17 protein-coding genes are annotated in these 21917 nt (G+C 62.4%); 10 read left to right on the plus strand and 7 right to left on the minus strand.

Annotated elements, in window-relative coordinates; all coding sequences use genetic code 11:
* Nucleotides 1-141 precede the first annotated feature (141 nt).
* Nucleotides 142-2745: a circularly permuted type 2 ATP-grasp protein gene (locus VGY55_04840; GenBank protein HEV2969296.1), complete on the plus strand. Its 2604-nt coding sequence runs from the start codon at nucleotides 142-144 to the stop codon at nucleotides 2743-2745.
* Between the two features lie 90 nt (nucleotides 2746-2835).
* On the plus strand, nucleotides 2836-3723 hold the full coding sequence (locus VGY55_04845; GenBank protein HEV2969297.1) for a transglutaminase family protein: 888 nt from the start codon (nucleotides 2836-2838) through the stop codon (nucleotides 3721-3723).
* Nucleotides 3724-3924: 201 nt separating this feature from the next.
* On the opposite strand, the gene VGY55_04850 is transcribed toward VGY55_04845, so the two are convergent.
* Nucleotides 3925-4707, minus strand: a complete 783-nt coding sequence (locus tag VGY55_04850; GenBank protein ID HEV2969298.1) for a hypothetical protein — start codon at nucleotides 4705-4707, stop codon at nucleotides 3925-3927.
* A 157-nt stretch (nucleotides 4708-4864) separates the two neighbouring features.
* Here VGY55_04850 and thyX point away from each other — a divergent pair, with 157 nt between their 5' ends.
* Complete coding sequence (gene thyX / locus VGY55_04855; GenBank protein ID HEV2969299.1) at nucleotides 4865-5869, plus strand: FAD-dependent thymidylate synthase; 1005 nt, start codon at nucleotides 4865-4867, stop codon at nucleotides 5867-5869.
* A gap of 58 nt (nucleotides 5870-5927) precedes the next feature.
* A complete protein-coding gene (gene glpK / locus VGY55_04860) occupies nucleotides 5928-7430 on the plus strand; it encodes a glycerol kinase GlpK (protein ID HEV2969300.1) in 1503 nt (500 codons plus the stop codon).
* A gap of 37 nt (nucleotides 7431-7467) precedes the next feature.
* Here glpK and VGY55_04865 read toward each other — a convergent pair whose 3' ends face one another.
* A complete protein-coding gene (locus VGY55_04865; GenBank protein HEV2969301.1) occupies nucleotides 7468-8673 on the minus strand; it encodes a thioredoxin family protein in 1206 nt (401 codons plus the stop codon).
* A 1047-nt stretch (nucleotides 8674-9720) separates the two neighbouring features.
* Here VGY55_04865 and rho point away from each other — a divergent pair.
* On the plus strand, nucleotides 9721-11040 hold the full coding sequence (gene rho / locus VGY55_04870) for a transcription termination factor Rho (protein HEV2969302.1): 1320 nt from the start codon (nucleotides 9721-9723) through the stop codon (nucleotides 11038-11040).
* 2 nt (nucleotides 11041-11042) lie between these two features.
* Here rho and VGY55_04875 read toward each other — a convergent pair whose 3' ends face one another.
* The 5 genes from VGY55_04875 to VGY55_04895 all read right to left on the minus strand — a co-directional run bounded on the left by VGY55_04875 (nucleotide 11043) and on the right by VGY55_04895 (nucleotide 18131).
* On the minus strand, nucleotides 11043-12383 hold the full coding sequence (locus tag VGY55_04875) for a glycosyltransferase family 87 protein (protein HEV2969303.1): 1341 nt from the start codon (nucleotides 12381-12383) through the stop codon (nucleotides 11043-11045).
* 21 nt (nucleotides 12384-12404) lie between these two features.
* Complete coding sequence (locus VGY55_04880) at nucleotides 12405-14180, minus strand: glycosyltransferase family 39 protein (GenBank protein HEV2969304.1); 1776 nt, start codon at nucleotides 14178-14180, stop codon at nucleotides 12405-12407.
* A gap of 147 nt (nucleotides 14181-14327) precedes the next feature.
* Nucleotides 14328-15833, minus strand: a complete 1506-nt coding sequence (locus VGY55_04885; protein HEV2969305.1) for an alpha/beta hydrolase-fold protein — start codon at nucleotides 15831-15833, stop codon at nucleotides 14328-14330.
* On the minus strand, nucleotides 15833-17065 hold the full coding sequence (gene ilvA / locus VGY55_04890) for a threonine ammonia-lyase (GenBank protein HEV2969306.1): 1233 nt from the start codon (nucleotides 17063-17065) through the stop codon (nucleotides 15833-15835). Before ilvA ends, VGY55_04885 begins: the two co-directional genes overlap by 1 nt.
* A 10-nt stretch (nucleotides 17066-17075) precedes the next feature.
* Nucleotides 17076-18131, minus strand: coding sequence for a GntG family PLP-dependent aldolase (locus VGY55_04895; protein HEV2969307.1), 1056 nt, complete (start codon nucleotides 18129-18131; stop codon nucleotides 17076-17078).
* A 129-nt stretch (nucleotides 18132-18260) separates the two neighbouring features.
* Between VGY55_04895 and hisD the strand changes: the two genes are divergently transcribed.
* The 5 genes from hisD to VGY55_04920 all read left to right on the plus strand — a co-directional run.
* Nucleotides 18261-19631 (plus strand): histidinol dehydrogenase, encoded by a 1371-nt coding sequence (hisD, locus tag VGY55_04900; protein ID HEV2969308.1) that lies wholly within the window; start codon nucleotides 18261-18263, stop codon nucleotides 19629-19631.
* 12 nt (nucleotides 19632-19643) lie between these two features.
* The gene (hisC, locus tag VGY55_04905) at nucleotides 19644-20690 is read left to right on the plus strand and encodes a histidinol-phosphate transaminase (GenBank protein HEV2969309.1); all 1047 of its coding nucleotides are present in this window, start codon (nucleotides 19644-19646) and stop codon (nucleotides 20688-20690) included.
* Between the two features lie 2 nt (nucleotides 20691-20692).
* Nucleotides 20693-21286 (plus strand): imidazoleglycerol-phosphate dehydratase HisB, encoded by a 594-nt coding sequence (gene hisB / locus VGY55_04910; GenBank protein HEV2969310.1) that lies wholly within the window; start codon nucleotides 20693-20695, stop codon nucleotides 21284-21286.
* Between the two features lie 121 nt (nucleotides 21287-21407).
* Nucleotides 21408-21668, plus strand: a complete 261-nt coding sequence (locus tag VGY55_04915; protein HEV2969311.1) for a hypothetical protein — start codon at nucleotides 21408-21410, stop codon at nucleotides 21666-21668.
* Between the two features lie 11 nt (nucleotides 21669-21679).
* Nucleotides 21680-21917, plus strand: a 238-nt coding sequence (locus VGY55_04920; GenBank protein HEV2969312.1) for a hypothetical protein, incomplete at its 3' end; no start/stop codon positions are given.

Consider the following 21917-nt stretch of genomic DNA (forward strand, 5'->3'; position numbering starts at 1 on the left):
ATACTTCGCACTTAGTCCCTTTGCACTTCTTCCGGGCCGTTCGCAGACTTCCCGACTCTGTTCTCTTGGCGTCCCCGGCGTCTTGGCGGTAAGATGGGAGTTGCGCAAACTTGCCACTGGCCCTCGTTAGTCCCGTTAGCAATGAGCCTGGCTATCTCTCCCCGAGCCAATCCGCAACAGGTCGATCTGTTCGCGGGGTATCAGCCGCTGCCGGGCGTTTATGACGAAATGTTCGCGGCGCCTGGCGAACTTCGGCCGCAATGGCGGCAATTTGTCACGTTATTGAATGCGATGGGGCGGGTCGAGTTGGGCCGGAGGTGGGAGCAGGCCCAGCGGTTGATCCGGGAGAATGGCGTCACGTACAACGTGCACGGCGACGCGGAGGGAAAGGATCGCCCGTGGGAACTCGACGCGATTCCCCTCTTGCTACCCGGCGATGAATGGAGCGCGCTCTCGACAGGTCTGGCGCAGCGAGCGCGGTTGCTGAACCTGATCCTCGCCGATATTTATGGCCCGCAGACGCTTGTGGCCGGTGGGCATCTGCCGCCAGAATTGATATTCGCTCATGCGGGATTTCTCCGCCCCTGCCATCGAATCCATGTTCCGGATCAGACGTTCTTGAGCCTCTACGCCGCCCATTTGGCTCGTTCGGCCGAAACCGGAAATTGGGTGGTTCTCTCCGATCGCACACAATCTCCGTTGGGAGCCGGTTACGCTGTCGAAAACCGGATCGTGATTTCGCGGATGCTGCCGAATAAGTATCGCGATTGCCGGGTGGAGCGGCTGGCGTCGTTCTTCATTTCGGTTCGCGAAGCGCTGCACGGTCTGGCGGCGCATCATCGAGAGAACCCGTGGATCGTTTTGCTCAGCCCCGGCCCGGCCAGCCCGACCTACTTCGAAGACGCCTATCTGGCCCGTTATCTGGGCTACACGCTCGTGGAAGGGGGCGACCTCACGGTTCGCGATCAGCGCGTTTATCTTAAGACGCTGGGGGGGCTGATTCAGGTCGACGTCATCCTGCGCCGCGTGCCCGACGACCATTGCGATCCACTCGAGTTGCGCGGCGGTTCGCGGGCCGGAGTGCCGGGATTGTTGCAGGCGGTCCGCGGCGGCAATGTCGTGGTGGCCAATGCCCTGGGGAGCGGCCTGCTCGAAGCGCCAGCGCTGTTGGCATTCTTTCCGCGGCTTGCGCGACATCTCATCGGCGAGGAGTTGCGGATTCCGTCGGTGGCCACCTGGTGGTGCGGCCAGCCCGCCGAACTGACTCACGTGCTCGAGAACATCGAGCAACTCGTGATCAAGCCGGCGTTCTCGCTCGCGCGAACACGGCCGATCGTCGGCGGGCAACTCTCGCGCGGCGAGTTGACGGAACTGATCGAACGGATCAAGGCCCGGCCGCGGAATTACGTGGGTCAACAGTGGGTCACGCGCTCGACAGCTCCCGTGATGGCCAACGGCGGAGTGCAGCCCTGGCACGTGGCCTTGCGGGCGTTCCTCGTCGCGGCCGACGGGTCTTACCAAGTCATGCCCGGCGGGTTGACTCGCGTTTCGGCGGCCGGCGATCGCTTGGGAGATTCGATGCTGGCGGGCGAAGGGAGCAAGGACGTGTGGGTGCTCTCCGAGGGACCGGTGGCGCCGGTCAGTTTGCTGCAATCTCCCGAAACGCCCGTTCCGCTGCGACGCAGCGGCAACGATCTGCCGAGCCGCGTGGCAGACAATCTCTATTGGCTGGGGCGGCACGTGGAGCGGGCCGAAGGGGCCGTCCGACTGCTGCGGAGCATCGTGCTGCGTTTGGCGGGCGAATCCGATCCGGCAAACTTGCCGGAACTGACCTCGCTCTTACACGCTTTGGCCGAGCAGGGACAAATCCGCCCCGAATTCATCGTCTACGCGGGGGGGAAGGAGACGCCGATCGTCGATCGCGAAATCCTGGCGTTCATTTTCGATCCACAGCGCGCCGGCAGCCTCCGTTCGACGGTTGACTCGGTGCGGCACGTCGCCTCCATTGTCCGCGACCGAATTTCGCTCGATAGCTGGCGCATCTTGAACCGCGTCGAGCAGGACTTCCTTTCGATCCAAACCACCGCCGCGGTCCAGTTGAGCGACGTGCTTTCGATGCTCAACCAGATGATCGTCGACCTCTCGGCCTTTAGCGGCGTGGGGACGGAAAGCATGACTCGCGGCCCCGGCTGGCGGTTCCTCGATATGGGCCGGCGCATCGAGCGCGCGCAGCACACGATCAGCTTGCTGCGCAGCACGCTTGTCGCCGACGGCCACGACGAGAACCCGGTGCTCGAAGCACTTCTGGAAATTGCCGACAGCTCGATGACCTATCGCAACCGTTATCTCACGACGCTGCGACTTGCGCCGGTGCTCGATCTATTGATGACCGACGAGACGAACCCGCGTTCGGTCGGGTTCCAACTTGTCGCGCTCTCCGGGCATGTGGAAAACCTGCCGCGAGATCAAGCCGAGCCGTTGTTTACCGCCGAGCAGAGAACGATGCTGGGCGCCCTGGCAAGCTTGCGACTGGCCGACGTCGCTCAACTCAGCCAGTTGGATCGCGAAGGATCGCGCCGCCATCTCGATCGTTTGCTAAGTCGGCTTGCGCAACAGTTGCGTGCGCTTTCCGATGGCATTTCGCACAAATACCTTGTTCACGCCGGCCCGTCGCGGCAGCTCGCGGAGATCCGACCAAGCGCAGGCGCGAAGTACGAAGTAGGAAGAACGAAGGACGAAGTATGAAACCAGGAATCCCGTGATGAGTGACCCTCGCTTCCGTATTTCGTCCTTCGTCCTTAGTACTTTGTACTTCGTCGTTCATCGTTGAATCGCATGGACTATAAAATCACGCATACCACCGTCTACTCCTACAGCGAAAAGGTGCCGATCTGTCACAATGAGGTGCATCTGACGCCTCGAGAGCATCCGCGGCAGAAGCGCTTGACCAGCCGTTTGGCCGTTCGCCCGCAGCCGGCGGCGATTGAGAACGTGCTCGATTACTTCGGAAACCACGTCAGCTACTTCACGGTCGAGGTGGGGCACGAACGGCTGACAGTGACGGCTTCGAGCCGAGTGCGGCTCAGCGAACTATCGGCGCCGCTGGCGAACGGAACGCCCTGGGAGGCGATCCGCGACCAGATGGCGTCCGACCGCAGCCCGCCCTTTCTTGAAGCCTGTCAATTCGCATTCGACTCGCCGCATGTGGCAACGTCGCCGGAATTATCCTCGTTTGCCGCGGAGACGTTTACACCCGGCCGGCCATGGCTCGAAGCGCTGTTGCATTTAACGCGCCGAATTCATACGGAGTTCCGCTACGACAAAACGGCGACCACCATCAGCACTCCGCTGGACGAAGTGCTCCGGCACCGTCGTGGCGTCTGCCAGGATTTCGCTCATCTGGAGATCGGCTGTTTGCGGTCGCTCGGCCTGCCCGCCCGCTATGTGAGCGGCTATCTGGTCACGGCCCCGCCGCCTGGGCAGCCGCGGCTCGTCGGAGCCGACGCGTCGCACGCCTGGGTGTCGGCCTTTTCGCCCGACTACGGCTGGATCGACGTGGACCCCACGAACGATCAAATCCCCTCGACTCGGCACATCACGCTCGCCTGGGGACGCGACTATAGCGACGTCGCTCCGATCAAAGGGGTATTCATCGGCGGCGGGCGGCATGGAATGAGCGTTTCGGTCGACGTCGCGCCGGTCTCCGGCGACGGCGAGGCTTGACATGCCGCTGCGACCGAGTGATTCCCTCGTTTAACCCGGAGCCAACAGCGACGGTGCCGGACAATCGCTACGCCGTCGCCGTTGGCTCCGGGTTAAACAAAGTAGCGCGCAAAACGAAATCCCGAAGGACTGCGCCCTCGGGCTTTCGCGTTCGCACGAAATTCCAGCATGTGCTCATGGGCAAGGAGCCCGCGTCGGAACTCACCGTCGTCGTCCACTGTCGGCCGCGCCACCGACTGCCGCCCCGACTCGGCCCACACCCTCGCCCGCACGGCCGGCGCCGACTTCTACACGGCCCGTGACGCCCGAACGGCCGTCGTCGTATCCGCGATAGGCCCAATTGCGATACGGATAGCCGCCATAGTAACCGTAGGGATAGCCGCGGCGGTAGTAATCCGAATTGTCGTAATCGGAATACGAATATCCGCTGCTCGGAGTGAGCCACTGGCCGTCTTGGTAGATCAGCCAACCGTTGTTAGTCCAATACCACCAGTATCCGTTGTACCAGCGGTAATTACTATCGGCGCCGCCATAAGCCGGCGCGTAGTCGGTCCAGTTGCCGTTATCGTAGTAGGTCCAACGATTGCCCGGCAACCAGTACCACCATCGTCCGCCGTCCCAGCGGTATCGCCAGCGATTACCGTCGGCAAAGTCGCGGCCGTCCGTCGTGCCGCGGTTAATCCGAACATCCGTTCCGGCGCGCGGTTGAACCGTGACATTTCCACCGCGCGGGCCCTGGACGTTGACGCCAGTTCCGCCGGCCGGCCCCCCGGGCTGCACCTGCACGTTTCCACCTCGCGGCCCTTGAACGCCGACTCCGGCTCGTCCGCCGATGTTGCTTCCCGCGGCCGCTCCCGTCCCGCCGAGATTGGCACGGCCCTCAGCCGCAGCATTTCCCCCGACGCCGACCCGCTGAGCCATCGCGGCTGAGCAACCGAGCACTACCACCGTGGCAAAGCTCATTTTTAGAAGTCTTTGACGCATGATCACACCTCCACTTCGAGGAACCCTCGGGTGTTTTCCTGCAACCAAGCTCGCTATTCCTCATATGAACAACTCACCAACGGCGCCCGACACAGGCGCCGTTCGAATCCGTTGACTTTCACTGTGCTTGCACACCCCATGCCGGAGGCCAATTCTCATGGCTCAGTCCCCGCAGACGACCGATTTGCCGGGCGAAATGGTCGATTTCCGAGCGCTGCGGGCGATATTCGACCGCCGCGGGAGTCGGTACAATGGGCCAATGCCGACCAACGCTCCCCAAGCCGACGCCCTGCGATGGAAAAAGTTTCCGGTGCTCGACGACGGTTTCGCCTGTCTGGTCGACGTGATGGGGGACGATCAGTCAGTCGTACAAGCGGCGCGCGTGAGCTATGGGGAGGGAACGCGCAAGGTGTCGGATGATCGCGGGCTGATCCGTTATTTGATGCGGCATCGGCATTCGACGCCGTTCGAGATGGCCGAGTTGAAGCTGTTGGTGCGCGTGCCGATGGATTGCTGGCGGCAGTGGATTCGCCATCGAACGGCCAACGTGAACGAATACAGCACCCGCTATTCGCTGGCCATCGACGCCGCCCAGGCGACTCCTCCCGGCGAATGGCGCGGCCAGGCGGCTACCAACCGCCAAGGCAGCGGCGCGCCGTTGGACCCGGCAGTCGGCGAGCGGCTGTCGGCGGCGGAACGCGATTTTCAGGGTCGCGCGAGAGCGTTGTACGAGGAGCGAATCGAGGCCGGCGTCGCCCGCGAGCAAGCCCGCAAGGACCTCCCGCTTTCCACATATACCGAAGCCTATTGGAAAATCGATTTGCACAATCTGTTGCACTTCCTGGCACTGCGGATGGATAGCCACGCGCAGTTCGAGATCCGCAGCTACGCCACGGCCATTGGCCAGGAGATTCTCCGTCCGCTGTTTCCGCTGGTCTGGGAAGCGTTCGTCGATTACCGCCTTGAAGCGATGTTTTTGAGCCGGCTCGATCGGGAGTTGATTGCTCGCCTCGCTCGGCGTTTGGCGGCGAATGGACGGCCGTCCGCCACTGAAGAGGATTTTCTGGCGGTGCAGGATCCGACGTGGCGCGACCTCACCCGCTGCCGAGAACGAGACGAATGCCGCGAGAAGGTGGTGCAGCTTGGGCTGCTAACGGAGTAGGCGCACGCCGTGTGCCGTAACAAGAAAGGCGGTCGGCACAACGCGTGTGCCTGCATCCATGTCCAGTTACATCCTGGCTCTCGACCAAGGGACAAGCTCCAGCCGCGCGATCCTGTTTGGGCACGATGGGCGGGAAGTCGCTCGGGCCCAGCAGGAGTTCCCGCAGATTCTTCCCGCGCCCGGAGTCGTCGAGCACGATCCGGAAGCAATCTGGTCTTCGCAGCTCAGTGTTGCCCGCGAAGCGCTCAAGCAGGCCGGCGCAGTGGCGACCGATATCGCGGCCATTGGCGTGACGAACCAGCGCGAGACGACCATTCTTTGGGAGCGCGACAGTGGTCGGCCAGTGGCGAACGCCGTCGTTTGGCAGAGTCGCGTCACCGCGCCCGAGTGCGATCGACTGAAAGCTCAGGGGCTGGAGCCCCTTTTCCGCGAAAAGACCGGCCTCGTCCTCGACGCTTATTTTTCGGGAACGAAGATCAAGCACTTGCTCGACGCCGACGCCAGCCTGCGTCGCCGAGCCGAGGCGGGCGAGATCCTGTTCGGAACGGTCGATACGTTTTTGATCTGGTGCCTCACCGAAGGTCGGCGGCACGTCACCGACGTGAGCAATGCCAGCCGCACTCTGATCTTCAATATCCACACGCTGGATTGGGACGACGAGCTGCTGTCCTTGCTCAACATCCCGCGCGCGATGCTGCCGGAAGTTCGCCCGTCTAGCGAGGTTTATGGTTCTGCGGCCGGCGAATGGCTCGGCGCCGAAGTGCCAATCGGGGGTTGCGCCGGCGACCAGCAGGCAGCCACGTTCGGCCAGGCCTGCTTTGATATCGGCGACGCTAAGAACACTTACGGCACCGGCTGCTTCCTATTGCTCAACACCGGCTCGCGGCCGGTCGCATCGACCAGCGGCCTGCTGACCACGATCGGATGGCAGCTTAATGGCCAGGTAACGTATTGCCTCGAAGGGTCGGTCTTCATCGCTGGCGCGGCCGTGCAATGGCTCCGCGACGGCATGGGAATCATCCGCAAATCAGAAGAGATTGGACCGCTTGCCGCTTCCGTGCCGGATGCTGGAGGCGTGGTGTTCGTTCCAGCGCTCGTCGGCTTGGGAGCGCCCTATTGGGACCCTTATGCCCGCGGCGCAATTCTCGGCTTGAATCGCGGCACGACGGCCGCGCATCTGGCACGGGCGGCCGTTGAGTCGATGGCGTTTCAAAGCCGCGATCTGATTGACGCCATGCGCCAGGACTCGGGGGTCAAGCTGTCGCGGCTGAAGGTGGATGGCGGGGCGAGCGTCAATAATGCCCTGATGCAGTTTCAAGCCGACCTGCTCGACGTTCCCGTGTTAAGGCCGGTCGTGGCCGAAACGACCGCTTTGGGCGCGGCGTATCTAGCAGGTCTCGCCGTCGGCTACTGGGAGAATCTACAAGACGTCTCTAACAACTGGCAGCTTGACCGCGAGTTCGTGCCTGCCATGTCGGCCGTCGAACGAGAGCGGCGCTATCGCCAATGGCAGCGAGCCGTCGAACGGGCCAAAAACTGGGAGAGCCCGGACTCGATGTGATAGCTCAGATCTCAGATTCGAAGAATTGAGATTATGGTTAGCGAACGGCCGAGTGCTGTGGGTTCTCGGCCTGCCGGACTTCGTCGGCAAAATGTCGCGGGTTTTGCTGAAACTTTTCCAGCGTCTCCATGTTGGCGAACAGGTAGATTCTGCTCTCGAAGAAGATTCCGAACTCGCGGTGCCCAGCAATCAACTGCCCTTTGCTGAATGCCAACACGGCGTCGTTCCCCGAGAGCGCCGGCGCAAAGCGATCCGGTTCTTGCAGAAACCGCTTTTGTTCCCCGGGGCCGAGAAATAGATAGGTGATACCCCGATGCACGGCGCCCCATTTCGGATCGCCGCGCATCCAGCAGCGCGGGTCTTGTGGCGCCGTCCGCGAGCGTTCGACGAGGGTCACGGGACAAAAGCCGTCCAAGCCCAAGGGAGGCATGTTGGCTGGAGTCGTTTGTTGCGCGGTCACGACCTGAGGGCCAGTAGCCGGCCCGCGCGGCGCGGTCGCCGTTGGATTTGACTGCACATTGGCCGCCGACGCCGCGACACCGTTCGGTTGTCGGTTGCCCGGACCATCGTTGTGGACGAAGGCAGCATAGTTGTTTTGCGAATAGACCGATAAACCGGCCGCGTCGACCGCTGGCTTCGCGGTCGGGCTCGATCCATTTGGCGCCAAGCCGCTAGCCGTTGCGCGATACGGATTGCCGCCGGCGCTGACGGGCAGCGCTGGCGCCTGCGCCGCGGCGAACTGGCCCGAATTCGGAGCGCCGGCCGCGATCGTATTTGCCGCGGCCGCCGCTTGATTCAGTTGCGCGACATATTGGGCGGGGTCTTGCGGACAGCCCAGCGTGTACAGCACCCGACCGCTTGGCGTCATGATCACGTCAGTTGGCAGCCGCTCGATTCCGTAGAGGTTTCGCGACGTCGCTGGAAAATCATCGGCATTGATTTTCACTGGAACAAAACGAGCATCCATCGCTTGGACGACGCCAGGTTGGTTGAAGACCGTGGTTTCCAATTTCCGGCATGGCCCGCACCAGGGCGCCCAAAAATGAACCAAAACCAGCCGGTTGCTTTGGGCGGCCAATTGTTTTGCCGTTTCCAGGTTCGCTACCCAATGCGGTCCTTCGTCAGCCGCCGCCGACACGATCGGCAAAGCGATGAGAATCGTCGGCAGAAACCAGCGGATTGCCCGCATGTCGACACCCCATTTCCCGCAGGTCGGGAGTTCGTCCGAAAAAACGCTCACCATTCCTTATCGGGCGGGTAAGCCGTTCCAATCGTGTCAAAAATGCCGATTGTCTGGCATCTGACGATTTTTCCTGCACAGAACGGTAGTTTTGGCAAAAGAGGGAGCACAGATCGGACGCACGACGCCGGAAGCGATTTTGGCATTCCGGATAGGCCGAAATTGCCCAGCCGAATGAAGAGACCTAAAATGTTGTATAAACCGGGTGCGGTGCAAAATTCATTAAACATGGGACGACCGGCAAGGCTGAGAGACCGAATGGAAATCTTTCGAGGTTTTGCCCCGAAGTGCTGGACGAACCGCTTGACATGGGCCGACAACTGGTTATGATTGGGCGCAGATTTGAGTTCTGACTAGCAGTTAAGCCTAGCAGTCAGGTGCAGTTGGCCGCCGCGGAATCCGGCGGTCGCTCCTCGCGGTTAAATGCGGGGGGAGTTAAACGCTTCTAATCTGATTCCTGCTCCCTGCCGACCGGTCTTCGCCTTGGGGCGAGCCACGGGTTGGCGAGGTTGCGTCGGCGATGGTTGCTTTTGCAGTGATGCTTTAGCAGCGCAATCATGTCGGGGCAGCCGGGTGCAGGTATCCCACGCTGTTGGCCCTGGCCAAACGCATAGCCGTTGGTCGGGTTGCCCCGGCGCTGGGCACGAAGTGTTCTGCGAAACGCTCGCTCTAGGCATCTTTGCCGGTTTGCGTATACATGTTTTCCGTCTGAGAAGGCCAAGCAGGGCCGATAGCCGTTAAGAATCGGTCGATTGCCGTCAAGTGACGGACTTGATTGCCGTCAAGTGGTGGTGCGGCCTGCTGCCGAGAGACGGAGATTTGTTTGAGGCTCGTCCGACGACGGGTTAATGATCTCATTTTTTTCGCCACTTTGGCGATCTCGCTGTTTTCGACCGGATTTCCATCGGTCTTCAATGCCAACCAAGGCAGATCAAGTTCGGCAGTGTTGTCGCGTAGACCGGGTTCTGTTCCCGGCGCTTGACGCGGGTTCTTAATTCTTGTCGCGCTCTTGATGCGCCATTTTCAGGATTGGGTTTTCAGGTGAGTTCAATGGGTAAGAGGAAGAAGGGCCGCGGACGCGGCCGAGGGCCCGGGCCGCACGGGGGTGGGGGTCCAGGGGGCAGCATCGGCGGTCGAATGCACGACAACCCGCGGATGCGGCATCGCGGCCGACGGTTCAGCAATGGCGAGCCGCAAGGAATGCCCTATTCTGACGTCGAGCCCACCGCTGAAAACGGCGAGCCGCTGCCGGTCGAACCTGGGAGTGGCGTTTTGGAACTCCACCCGAACGGCTACGGCTTCCTTCGCAATCCGGACAATAATCTTTCCCGGGAACGGACCGATCCATTTGTGCCGGGCACGATGATCGACAAGTTTCGCCTCCGAGAAGGGGTGCTCATCAACGGCATGGTGCAGCAGGGACGGCGGCAGCAAGGCCCGCGGCTCAAGGAGATTCTGGACGTCGACGGTCTGAAGCCCGAAGACTACCCGAACGTCAAGACTTTCGACTCACTAACTCCGATCAACCCGGAGAGTTGGCTCAAGCTGGAGACCGGCCAGCAGCCGCTTACGACGCGCGTGATGGATCTGCTCACACCGCTGGGCAAAGGCCAGCGGGCCTTGATCGTCGCTCCGCCGCGCACCGGAAAAACGATATTGTTGCAACAGGTGAGCCACGCGATCGCGGAGAATTTTCCCAGGGTCAAGCTCATCATGCTCCTGGTGGACGAGCGGCCCGAGGAAGTCACCGATATGAAGCGATGCGTTCGCGGCGATGTGATCGCCAGCAGCCTCGATCGCGACGTGGAAAGCCACGTTCGGCTCTCGCAGCTCGTCGTGGAGCGCTGCAAGCGCCTGGCCGAGATGGGCAAGGACGTGTTCCTGCTGATGGACTCGATCACCCGTATGGCCCGGGCCTTCAACAAGTGGGTCGGCAACACCGGCCGCACGATGAGCGGCGGCGTGGACGTCAAGGCGCTCGACATTCCGAAGAAGCTGTTCGCTACCGCCCGCCTGTTTGAAGAAGGGGGCTCGTTGACGATCGTCGCCACGGCGCTGATCGACACCGGCAGCCGAATGGACGAGCTGATCTTCCAAGAGTTCAAGGGAACCGGCAACATGGAATTGGTGCTCGACCGCAAGCTGGCCGATCGCCGCGTCTGGCCGTCGATCGACATTTCGCAATCCGGCACCCGCCGCGAGGAGAAATTGCTCGATCCCGATACGCTGCACGCTGTGACCATGCTCCGCCGCACGCTCTCGACGATGCATCACGTCGATGCAATGGAGCAGCTCACCAAGCAATTGGGCAAGTTCAAAACGAACAAAGAGTTCATCAACCTGATCGCCGCCTCGCGCGGGATGGATTGACGTCAGGCGGCGCTGGACCGTGTTGCGGCGGCGACGCCGGCATTGTCTCGATGGGTGCTTGTCTCGGCGAATTCCATCGATTCAGCCGAGCGCGCGGCGTGCCAAGCCAGCCATCCTGTGAACATCAGCACGCCGATCGGCTCGAGCGCGACCGCGGCTGGGACGACGCCGGACAAAAGGCGCTCCATTCCGCCTAGGCCGAGAATGTAGGTCGTGACATACGTCGCGGCAATCCAAATTCGGCCGCGGCGCGAGTCGAATGCCGTCAGAACTCCCCAGGCGAGCGCCGGGGCGATCAAGTTGTAGGTCAGCCTCTCCGTGCCGGGGCCGAAAAGAAGTTGCCACGCGCTCCAGGCCGCGATCGTGAATATCGCCAGGCGCTTCGCGGAACTCGTGCGCCGCCGCTGCCAGAGGCACCAGCCGAGCGTCGCCGCGCCGGCCGCGATCTGCAAAATCAGATACGCTCGTTTATCGACCGGCGACTCGAATTGCTCCCAGATCGTCCAGGCATCGCGATAGCCGGGAAAGCGGAACTGAGTGGCCTGCCGGTTTACCAGACAGTGATACCAGTCGGCATACGCGCCGAGCACCGCGACGGCGGGCTTCGTCAAGAACGGAACGAGACCCAAAGCGGCGGCGCAAATGGCGACGCGCGCGGTCAATCGTTTCGGCCATTGAACGCAGAACAAGCCGACGGCCACCAGCGGCCAAATCTTGATGTACACCGGCGCGGCAAGCAAGAACGAACCGCGCCACCAGCGCCCGCGCACAATCGCCGCCCCGGCAAACAACACGAGCGCCACCAGAATGGCATTGCTCTGACCCGACCAAACGCTGCGAGCGGTGCCAAGTAGAACGAGCAGATGGAATAGGCCTTCCGAGCGCGCCGGCAGAAGTCCTAGTGTCGGCTTCCATAGCGCACTCGCCGTCCCCTCTCCCTTTGGGAGAGTGTTAGGGTGAGGGGAAGCGCCTGTAGATCCGACGCCCTCACCCCGGCCCTCTCCCAAAGGAGGAGGGAGAGGAACGGCCAACACGTCGCGGAAGAAAACTCGCAGGCTCCACGCTAATAGTCCGACGCTCGCTAGGTTCCAGAAAACGCCACCGAGCCAATCGGGAAAAATGGCGAACGGCGTCATCGCGATGGCGAAGGTCGGGCTGTAATAGTAGGCCCGATCGACGTACAGCGAATTGCCGTCCCACCAATCGCGCGATCCGTGCGAGAAGGCCGTGTAGACCGTATGAAGTTGCGGCTCGATAATCGTCTTGACGCTTGCCGCCACCGCCAGCGCGATCCAGGCGCCGAACGCGATCCGCAGCCAGGTTGCTCCGCTCCAAGTTCGCATTGGAATTTAAGATGGATGGTTCTAGCGGCGAAGCTCGTCGCGCTTCAAATCACCCGCCGCGATGTTGTAAAGTCGCTGGCCGACGATCACGCGTTTGGTCGGATGGTCGTGACGCAAGCGGTCGCAGGGGATCTCGCCGATCTCGTGCCAGGCGAAAGGAAACGGCGGCATGTAATCGCGGTCCCAGGTGAAGCAGAAGTAATCCGCTCCGCCTTTGAGGTCTTCCTCAGTCGGAGGCCAGTGCCGCGGCTCGATTGGATCGCCGTAGTAATAGGTGAATAATGTCTCGATGAGGCCGAAGCTCACCAGCCGGATGTGCGGGGGCAGCTTTCGTTTCAGCTCCGCCATCGCGGGAGCCGCATCCGCGCTGGCCTTGGCCATGCTTCCGATCACGACGCCGACGTGCGACATCGCTACAAACGCGGCCAGCGCGACGACGAAAAGATACCCCCGGCCGCGCGATCCGAGCGAGCCACGCCACAGCAGCGCGGCAAACGTCGCCAGCGCAAGGCCCAGGTAAATCGCCGCGAACCAGATTGGTTGCGACAATTCGCTCATCTGAAAACCGTCAATCCAACTCGCCCCTGCGACCGCCAGGCCGCTGAATAGGATCGCCCCCGACACGCCAGCCAAGTAGAGCGTCCAGCCCAGTCGCATCGCACGAGGCGCATCGGCGGCCAAGGCCCGCTGAATCACCAGGCCGATGAGCAGCGCAAGGCAAGGGAACAGTGGCATGAAATAGCGTTCCTTCGCCCCCGGCACAAGCCAACAACTCGGGAATGCCACGGCCAGGCCGATCGCGAGAAACATCACCCAGGGACGCGCTTCCCCAATCCGTTTGCGGAAGCAGGCGAACAGATACGCCGGCAACAGCGGCGACCAGGGAAGCATGCTAATCAGCACCCCGATGGGGTAAATCAGCAAGTGCATCGCGGCCCGCGTCCAACCCGCGTCTTCGAACCGCAGACCGACGTCCGACATCCAAATCTCGCGCACCGATCGCCAATCGGTTGCGAGGTAGAACGGTATTTGCCACGCGCCGACGACCGCGGCGAACAGTCCGATACCGGCCAAATGCGACCAACTGAAAAGTTGCCGCCAATCGCGCCGCCAGGCCAGATAAACGACAGCCGCTCCCAAGAAATAGATCGGCGCTTGCGGTCCCTTCGCAAGCGCACCCAGCGCGGCGAATAGATAGCCGGCGAGCCACGGCCACGGCTGGCGCCAATGACACGAGTATCCCCAATGCCAAAGCAACAGCGATCCGCTCACCAGCAGCGTGAAGATCGCGTCTGTTTCTGCGAGGCGGCCCATTTGCAATACCATTCCCATCGTGGCGAAGACAAACCCGGCGGACAACGCCCCGAATCGCGAAAGAAACTGCCGCCCATAGCCGTAAATGAGCAAGGTCGTCAACCAGGTGGCCAAGACACTCGGCAGCCGCACGGCCCATAGCGAGCCTTCGCCGAACAGCAACTCGAACAGTGCGATCGGATAGCTCCCTAGCGGCGGCCTGCTCAGAAATGGCTGGCCTTGCTGCCGCGGCACGATCCAATCGCCCGTTTGCAAAATCTCGGTGGCGACTTCCGCTCGGCGCGTCTCTTCCCCGCGAATGGGCAGCGCTGTCAGTCGCGCGCCGTAGGTTGCGGCCGTGACGAGCGCGAGAACCAGAAGCTCCCACTCGATGAGACGCGTCCAGCGACGCGGGGCTCGGGACTCGGGATTCGGGGACCGAGACGCGCACGCGGATTCTGAGAATCCAAAATCGGCAAACTCTTTCGACGCATGGATCGCCACGGGGTTCTCCGTTCGGCGCGGTTTCGTGGACGGGTTCGGCCGGCACGCTAACTGCGGCCGAATCGCAAGAAAAACGCGGCGAACTATCGCAGATACCGCGGCTTGGGGCAAGAGAAACCTCGCCAAAAACCGGGCGCGGGACCGAAATCAGCGCGATTCCCCGACGCGATACGCGGCCGACATCTCCCGCCGGGCTTGGCGGAAATAGTCGGGGGTGAGAACGGTCGTGTGGTCGGCGCCGGGCACAATCGTGATTTGGGCATCGCTGCCGAGTTGCTTGAGCGATTCGGCCAGCCGCAGCACGGCCCCATCGAGATAGAACGTGTCGAGGCTCCCCGTCGTGATATGCAGCTTGCCGCGGAGCTTTGGCGCCAGCACCTGCCAATTCCGCTCGAGCTTGAGGCGAATGTCGAAAGCCTGCCATGCCTTGGCCACTTCCGGATCGATCTGCCCGCTTGCTCGGTCCCAGAGCCGCCGCGGCAGGCCGTCGGCATCGAGCGGGCTGAACACGGCCTCGAACGACCGCAATTGTCCGCCGCGGCCGAGCACGTCGTCCATTTTGCAAAAGGAATCGAACCAGAGGACGGGTGTATCACCGTGACGAGCGATCGGCCGGCGATTGCCCTGCGGATCGCGAACCATGTTTTGAGGCGGATCGGCGTAAAGATCGATCCGCTGAAAATCGCGAAAATCGACCGGATCAGGCGAAGTGCTCCAGACTCCGCCGAAGGTATCCGGATAGCTCACCTGCAACCACAGGCTCGACCAGCCGCCGGAACTGTGCCCCGCTACGAAGCGGGCCGAAGCCTTCGGGACCGTGCGAAAACGCCGGTCGATTTCGGGAATCAACTCGGTGGTGAGCGATTGGCCACGCGGGCCGTTCGTCGCGCTGTCGGCATAGACGTGGTGCCCCCATTCGCACTGCCCGTCGAGCATCACGCGGATAAACTCTTGCTCGCCGTCCGCGGCGCTCGGCGGCTGCCGCGCGAATTGGAGCGCCTCGCGATAACTCCCGCCGAAGGAAGGGACAACGTAGATCACCGGGTAGCGCCGCTCGGGTTGATTGAAGTAACTTGCCGGCAGCACGACCGCCGCGCGATCGAGCACCTCGCGATGATGGAACGTACCTAGCAATTCGCTCTTGATCACGATCTCTTTGACCCACTGGATGTCGGGAAATTTCTCGGCTTCCACCGCGCGATCCAGCATCAACGGGACTCTGCCGGTCCGCCCACCGGCGATTTGAATCTCGACGACGCGACTATAGAAATTGCCGACGCCTTTGCCCGGCTCGGGGGAATAAAAGTCGTTTGCCAACACGGACTGCGCTCGATACTTGCCCGCCGGCAGCCGCGACAGCATGTCGGGAAATCCGGCCGCGGAATCTCCAATGATCTGGCTCGTGCCGGGTCGAAAGTTTCTCACATCGAGCCGGAAAAACGGTTCCGGATTGAACCAATCCGGTCCAAACCGCGGTTCGCCGCCGCGACTCGAGAGAAATACATAGAGCCGGCCGCTGACTGGCTGCGATGCGACTTGCGGATCGACTGTCACCTCAAACTCAACTGCCGCCGCGGGCCCGGCGTGCGCTTCTAGACATGCCGCCAGCGCGACGACCAAAAGAATGCGATGGCAAGATCGGCGAACTTTCATTACGTAACCTTGGCTGCTTCCGGGGAGGGAACGGTTGCAATGCCCGCCTGTCGGAGTTGGCGGAAGAGTTCGTCGATGTGACTGCGGTCGGCCGTTTCGACCGTGCAGAGCACATTGACGGCCGTCACGTCCGGGCCGCAGAACGCCCGGTCGTGAGTGATCTCCTGGATGCTTGCGCCGGCAGCGGCGATTCGCTCGGCCAATTTGGCCAGGCCGCCGGGGCGGTCGCTGATGGTGGCCGTGAATCGGCATAGCCGGCCATCGGCAACCAGCCCGTGCTCGATCACTCGGCCGAGCACGCCGAGGTCGATGTTCCCGCCGGTGAGCACGATCGCGACGTGCCTGCCGGCCAGTTCCGCGAGCGCGCCGTTCATGCAAGCCGCCAGCGCGGCTGCCGCAGCTCCTTCGACGACGCTCTTTTCGAGTTCGGCCAGCCGTAGAATTGCTAGCGAAATCTGTTCTTCGCTCACCGTGACGACTCGTTCGACCAGCGGCTGGGTCATTGCAAACGGCAAATCGCCGACCCGCCCGACCGCCAGCCCATCCGCAAGCGTCGGCTTGAGCGGGATATCGACCGGATGTCCCGCTGCCAATGCCGCGGTGAATGTCGGCACCTGCTCGGCCTCGACGCCGAAGATCCGCACCTCCGGCTTGACGCTCTTAACGGCCGTCGCAACGCCGGCGATCAATCCGGCGCCCCCGATCGGCACGATAATCGCCTCGACATTGGGAGCTTGCTCGACGAGTTCCAGACCGAGCGTTCCCTGGCCGGCGATAATGGCCGGGTCGTTGAAGCCGTGGATGTACGTGAAGCCGTCGCGGTTGGCTATCTCGTGGGCGAATCGGATTGCCTCGGGATACGTTTCGCCGTGCAGGACAATCCGCGCGCCGAGACGGCGACAGGTCGATACTTTGATCAGCGGCGCGAACCGCGGCATGACGACCGTCACGCCGACGCCCAGCAGATTTCCGTGGTATGCCAATCCGAGCGCATGGTTGCCGGCCGAAGCGGCGACGACACCGCGCTTGCGCTGAATTTCGTTCAGTTGCAAGAGCGCGTTGCGCGCGCCGCGCTCCTTGAAACTGCCGGTTCGCTGGAGGTATTCCAGCTTGCAATAGATCCGCGCGCCGCAGAGTTCCGAGAGCTGAATCGACTCGGGGCACGGAGTGACGGCGATTCCGCCGGCGATGCGGCTTCGAGCGGCGACGATATCGGCGGGAAGGACGGACAAGATGTGCAACTCACGCTTTCGCCAATCCGGCCTCGGCGACGGTGCGGAGGACGATTCCGGCGCGCTCGACGTCCACTCGGCTGACATCCAGATGCGTTACGGCACGGATCAGTTGCGGACCGACCGGCAGCGTGTGTAGCCCTTGGGATTTGAGCTGCGCCGCGAACTCGGCGGCAGTCCCCAGCCGCGGATCGACTCGGAAGATCACGATGTTGGTGTCGATTTCCTCGGGGTAAAGCTCGAGACCTTCGACCTCGCGAACCGCGTCAGCAAAGAGCCGGGCATTTTCGTGATCTTTGGCCAAACGCTCGATATGATGGCCAAGCGCATAGAGTGCCCCGGCGGCGATCACGCCCGCCTGGCGCATCCCGCCGCCAAACAGCTTGCGATGCCGGCGGGCTTGGGCAATCAGCTCCCGAGGCCCGGCGAGCGCCGAACCAACCGGCGCGCCGAGTCCCTTGCTGAAGCAAACGCTAACGGTATCAAAATGCTGCGCCCAGTCTGCCGCCGGGATGCCGGTCGCGACGACGGCATTGAATAGCCGTGCGCCGTCGAGATGGGTCACTAAGCCGTGAGCATGGGCCCAGGTGCAAATATCGACGACAGTGTCATACGGCTGAATCCGGCCGGCCCCACGGTTGTGCGTGTTTTCCAAACAGATGAGCCGCGTGCGGACCTGATGCTCATTTTGGGGTCTAATCAGGTCGGTCAATTGGTCCAGCCGCAACAAGCCGAACTCTCCTTCGACCGTCCGCGCCGCCAAGCCGCTAAGCTGTGCGTAGGCCGCCTGTTCGAAGTTGTAGATGTGGCAACCGGCCTCGCAGATGAACTCATCCCCCGGCGAGCAATGCACTCGCACGCCGATCTGGTTCGACATCGTGCCCGAGGGAACGAACAGCGCCGCCTCCTTGCCGAGCTTTTCGGCCACGCAGCGCTGGAGTTCCAAGACGGTGGGGTCTTCGTTGAACACGTCGTCGCCCACCGCGGCGGCCGCCATCGCGGAACGCATCTCGGGGGTTGGTTTGGTGAGCGTGTCGCTGCGAAAATCGAGAGATTTCGTGGGCATGGATCGGGCGGGATGGTGTTTTCGTGAACTTTGGCGGGCTTTTCGTTCACCGCGGCAGCCGTCACAATGAATGGCTTATCGACTCCATTGAACCGTGCCGAGCGGCGCCTGTCTATGGTATGGGCCCTTATGATCTCAGCCGAATTGAAAATCGAGCGGATCGACACCCGGCAGGACGACGTCCGCCGAGCGCTGACGGCGCTGCGCGAGCGGCTCAGCCCGCGGGGTAATATCGTCAGCACGGCAGGACGCCGCCGGACGATCGAGGTGTTCGGTGAACCTCTCAGCCCGCAGCAGGTCGTCGAGCGGATTTGCATCGACGTTCGCCACAAAGGCCTGCCGGCCGTCCTGGACTACTCGGCCCGGATCGACAAGGCGCGGTTGACCCGGGAGACAATTCGCGTGCCGGCCGCGGACTTGGCGGCCGCCCATGCCCAGGCTGCACCGGAGTTTCTGTCTGCGATCCGCCGCATTCGTGAAAATATTCACGGGTTCCAACGGGCGCTGTTGCCCGCCGACGTGATAATCGAAGGCCCGGCGGGAAGCTATCTCCGGCAGCGCTATTTGCCGCTTCGGCGGGTCGGCATCTGTGTGCCGGGAGGCGCCGCGGCGTATCCTTCGACCGTGCTCATGACAGTGGTGCCGGCGCAAGCGGCCGGAGTAGCGGAACTGGCAGTGATCGCACCGCCGACGCCGCTCGGGGCGTTCAACGTCGATCTCCTGGCGACTTGCCACGAACTCGGCGTGAGTGAGGTCTACCGACTTGGCGGCGCGCAGGGCGTGGCGGCGCTGGCCTATGGCATCGAGGGGCTGCCGCGGGTGGACAAAATCGTCGGGCCGGGCAATCTGTTCGTCGCGCTGGCAAAGAAGTTTGTGTTTGGCGAGGTCGATATCGATTCGATCGCCGGGCCGAGCGAAGTCGTGGTGATCGCCGACGACACGGCTCGGGCCGATTTCACGGCGGCCGATTTGATCGCCCAGGCCGAGCACGCGCCGGGAGCGAGCATTCTCATAAGTTGGAGTGATCGGCTGCTTGAAGAGACTTCAAAGGAACTCTCGCGGCAATTGGCGCAACTGGAGCGCGGCGACCTAGCACGGCAGAGCCTGGAGCAGTTTGGCGCGCTGATTCGAGTTCGATCGGCCGATGAGGCGGCGGCGCTCGCCGACGAGATCGCGCCCGAGCATCTGCACATAGCGACGGCCGATCCCGAGCGACTGCTCGAAAGGATACCGCACGCCGGGGCTGCGTTTCTGGGACACTACAGCCCTGTAGCCCTTGGCGACTACGCGGCCGGGCCGTCGCACGTGCTCCCGACCGGCGGAACGGCGCGTTTTGCCAGCGGGCTATCGGCGCTGGATTTCGTTCGCGGCAACAGTGTGATCGCCTATACTCAGGCCGGCCTCGCCGCCGTGGCCGACGACATTCGGCTGCTCGCGGAAAAAGAAGGGCTAACGGCGCACCGCGCGAGCGTCGAACTGAGATTGAAGTCTTCCTCGTAAATCGGCTTGAACATGTCGTACGTGCGTCCTGACATTGCCGCGATGCAAGGTTACGTTCCCGGCGAACAGCCGCGCGGCGGAAAGTTCATCAAGCTCAATACGAACGAGAATCCGTATCCTTGTTCCGGAGCAGTGGTCCGCGCGATCGAGCGGGCGCTCGAGCAAGGATTGCAGCGCTATCCCGATCCGATGGCGGAGGCGTTTCGCCGCCGGGCCGCGGAAGTGCTCGGGGTCGAGCCGAGTTGGATCCTGTGCGGCAACGGCAGCGACGATATTCTGACGATCGCCACTCGGGCATTTGTCTGCCAAGGCGAACTTCTGCGGCTGCCATATCCAAGCTACATCCTCTACAAGACGCTCGCTCAACTACAGGGCGCGCGGTCTGAGGAGATTCGATTCCGCGCGGATTGGTCGCTCGGCGACGATTTCTCCGCCCGCCGCGACGGATTGAAGCTCGCCTTTCTGCCGAATCCCAACAGCCCTTCTGGGACCATGCTCTCGCCCGATCAGATTCGGGACCTCGCCGACCGGCTCCCCTGCCCGCTGCTGGTGGACGAGGCCTACGTCGATTTCGCTGCGACGAATTGTCGGAAACTCGTCGCGGAGAACGAAAAGATTCTGATTTCGCGCTCTCTGAGCAAATCGTATGCGCTGGCCGGGCTGCGGTTCGGCTTTGTCGTCGCGCAGCCGCAAGTAATCGAGCAGTTGATCAAGCTCAAAGATTCATACAATTGCGATGCGCTCTCGATCGCTGGGGCGACTGCGGCCATCGACGACCAACTCTGGCTGGCGGAAAACCGGGCCAAGGTGATCGCTAGCCGCCGCCGGCTCACGGACGGAATGCGGCGATTGGGGTTCGCCAGCGTCGAATCGCAGGCTAACTTTGTTTGGAACCCCCATCCGTCGCTCGCGGTTCGGCCGCTCTACGAACGGCTCAAGGCTGAGCGAATCCTCGTGCGATATATGGATTATCCGGGTTGGGGAGACGGACTGAGGGTTTCCGTCGGAACCGATGAGCAGATCGACGCGTGCTTGGCCGCGCTGGGAGGAATGGTGTAAGAATGTCGCGTACCGCTCAGATTGATCGCAAGACGAACGAAACCGACATTCATCTCGAGCTTTGCCTCGACGGCACGGGGCAAAGCCGGATCGCCACGGGCGTCGGCTTCTTTGACCACATGCTCGCGCTCTTGGCCAAGCATGCGGCCTTCGATCTGACGGTCGAGGCCGCAGGGGACCTGCACGTCGATCAGCACCACACGGTTGAGGACGTCGGCATCGCTTTCGGCCAATCGCTGCGCAGCGCGCTGGGCGACAAGGCGGGCGTCCGCCGCTACGGTCATTTCACGCTGCCGATGGAAGAGGCGCTGGTCACGTCGGCCGTCGATCTGAGCGGGCGCTATGCGTTGGCGTTCCAGGTCGGCTTCCCGTCGGCCAAGATCGGCGATTTCGATAGCGAGTTGGTCGAGGATTTTTGGCAGGCCACCGCGGCCAACGCGCTCATGAACCTGCACGTGCTCTTGCACCACGGCCGCAACAGCCATCACATCAGCGAGGCAGTCTTCAAATCCACCGCGCGTTCGCTGCGGATGGCCGTCGAGCACGACCCGCGGATGACCGGCGTGCCGAGCACGAAAGGAACCCTGACGGAATAATCAGTGGCCGCCGACTTGCAGGCGAAAGGCGGAACGCAAAAACGGTTGGATAACGCACCTGACCAAAGTAGAATGGGAGGATCTGTCTGGTTTGTTGTCTAGTGTCAGGATCGACGAATTAATGGCCTGCACCAAACGCCGCTATAGCAAGGACGAATTCGCCCGGCGAGGCGACGCCATTTACGAGACCGACGTCGTTCGCCACATCACGACTGAGGACGAGGGTAAAGTCGCAGCAATCGACATCGTGAGCGGCATGTACGAAATCGATCCAGATGAACTTCAGGCATGCGACAGACTGCGCGCCCGCGCTCCCGAGGCGCAAGTTTGGCTGGTGCGAATCGGCTCCCGCTATCTCCATCGCTTTGGCGGCCGCGTGTAACGGGGACCGTCATGATCACTGGCGTCGTCACGGGCCGCGAAGCCCGCATCCGCCTGAAGGCAAAGGGGCCCCGGCGCGAGCAGGAAATCGAAGCGGTCATCGACACGGGGTACACCGCTTGGCTTTCTTCGCCGCCTCGACTTATCGCAGCGACGGGACTTCGCTGGCAAAGTTTTGGGCGTGGGGTCCTGGCCGACGGTAGCGAATGCCTTTTCGACGTATTTGAGGCGAGGGTCGTGTGGAACCGTC

The sequence above is a fragment of the Pirellulales bacterium genome (assembly GCA_035939775.1).
Taxonomy (GTDB): domain Bacteria; phylum Planctomycetota; class Planctomycetia; order Pirellulales; family DATAWG01; genus DASZFO01.

Bases quoted from the DNA above. Each gene is read 5' to 3' on its own strand.
- VGY55_04885 (HEV2969305.1), bottom strand. From the start codon at position 15,833: ATGAAAGTTCGCCGATCTTGCCATCGCATTCTTTTGGTCGTCGCGCTG.
- rho (HEV2969302.1), top strand. From the start codon at position 9,721: ATGGGTAAGAGGAAGAAGGGCCGCGGACGCGGCCGAGGGCCCGGGCCG.
- VGY55_04915 (HEV2969311.1), top strand. From the start codon at position 21,408: ATGGCCTGCACCAAACGCCGCTATAGCAAGGACGAATTCGCCCGGCGA.
- VGY55_04875 (HEV2969303.1), bottom strand. From the start codon at position 12,383: ATGCGAACTTGGAGCGGAGCAACCTGGCTGCGGATCGCGTTCGGCGCC.
- VGY55_04845 (HEV2969297.1), top strand. From the start codon at position 2,836: ATGGACTATAAAATCACGCATACCACCGTCTACTCCTACAGCGAAAAG.
- VGY55_04850 (HEV2969298.1), bottom strand. From the start codon at position 4,707: ATGCGTCAAAGACTTCTAAAAATGAGCTTTGCCACGGTGGTAGTGCTC.
- hisB (HEV2969310.1), top strand. From the start codon at position 20,693: ATGTCGCGTACCGCTCAGATTGATCGCAAGACGAACGAAACCGACATT.
- glpK (HEV2969300.1), top strand. From the start codon at position 5,928: ATGTCCAGTTACATCCTGGCTCTCGACCAAGGGACAAGCTCCAGCCGC.
- thyX (HEV2969299.1), top strand. From the start codon at position 4,865: ATGGCTCAGTCCCCGCAGACGACCGATTTGCCGGGCGAAATGGTCGAT.
- VGY55_04895 (HEV2969307.1), bottom strand. From the start codon at position 18,131: ATGCCCACGAAATCTCTCGATTTTCGCAGCGACACGCTCACCAAACCA.
- hisD (HEV2969308.1), top strand. From the start codon at position 18,261: ATGATCTCAGCCGAATTGAAAATCGAGCGGATCGACACCCGGCAGGAC.
- hisC (HEV2969309.1), top strand. From the start codon at position 19,644: ATGTCGTACGTGCGTCCTGACATTGCCGCGATGCAAGGTTACGTTCCC.
- VGY55_04840 (HEV2969296.1), top strand. From the start codon at position 142: ATGAGCCTGGCTATCTCTCCCCGAGCCAATCCGCAACAGGTCGATCTG.
- VGY55_04865 (HEV2969301.1), bottom strand. From the start codon at position 8,673: ATGGTGAGCGTTTTTTCGGACGAACTCCCGACCTGCGGGAAATGGGGT.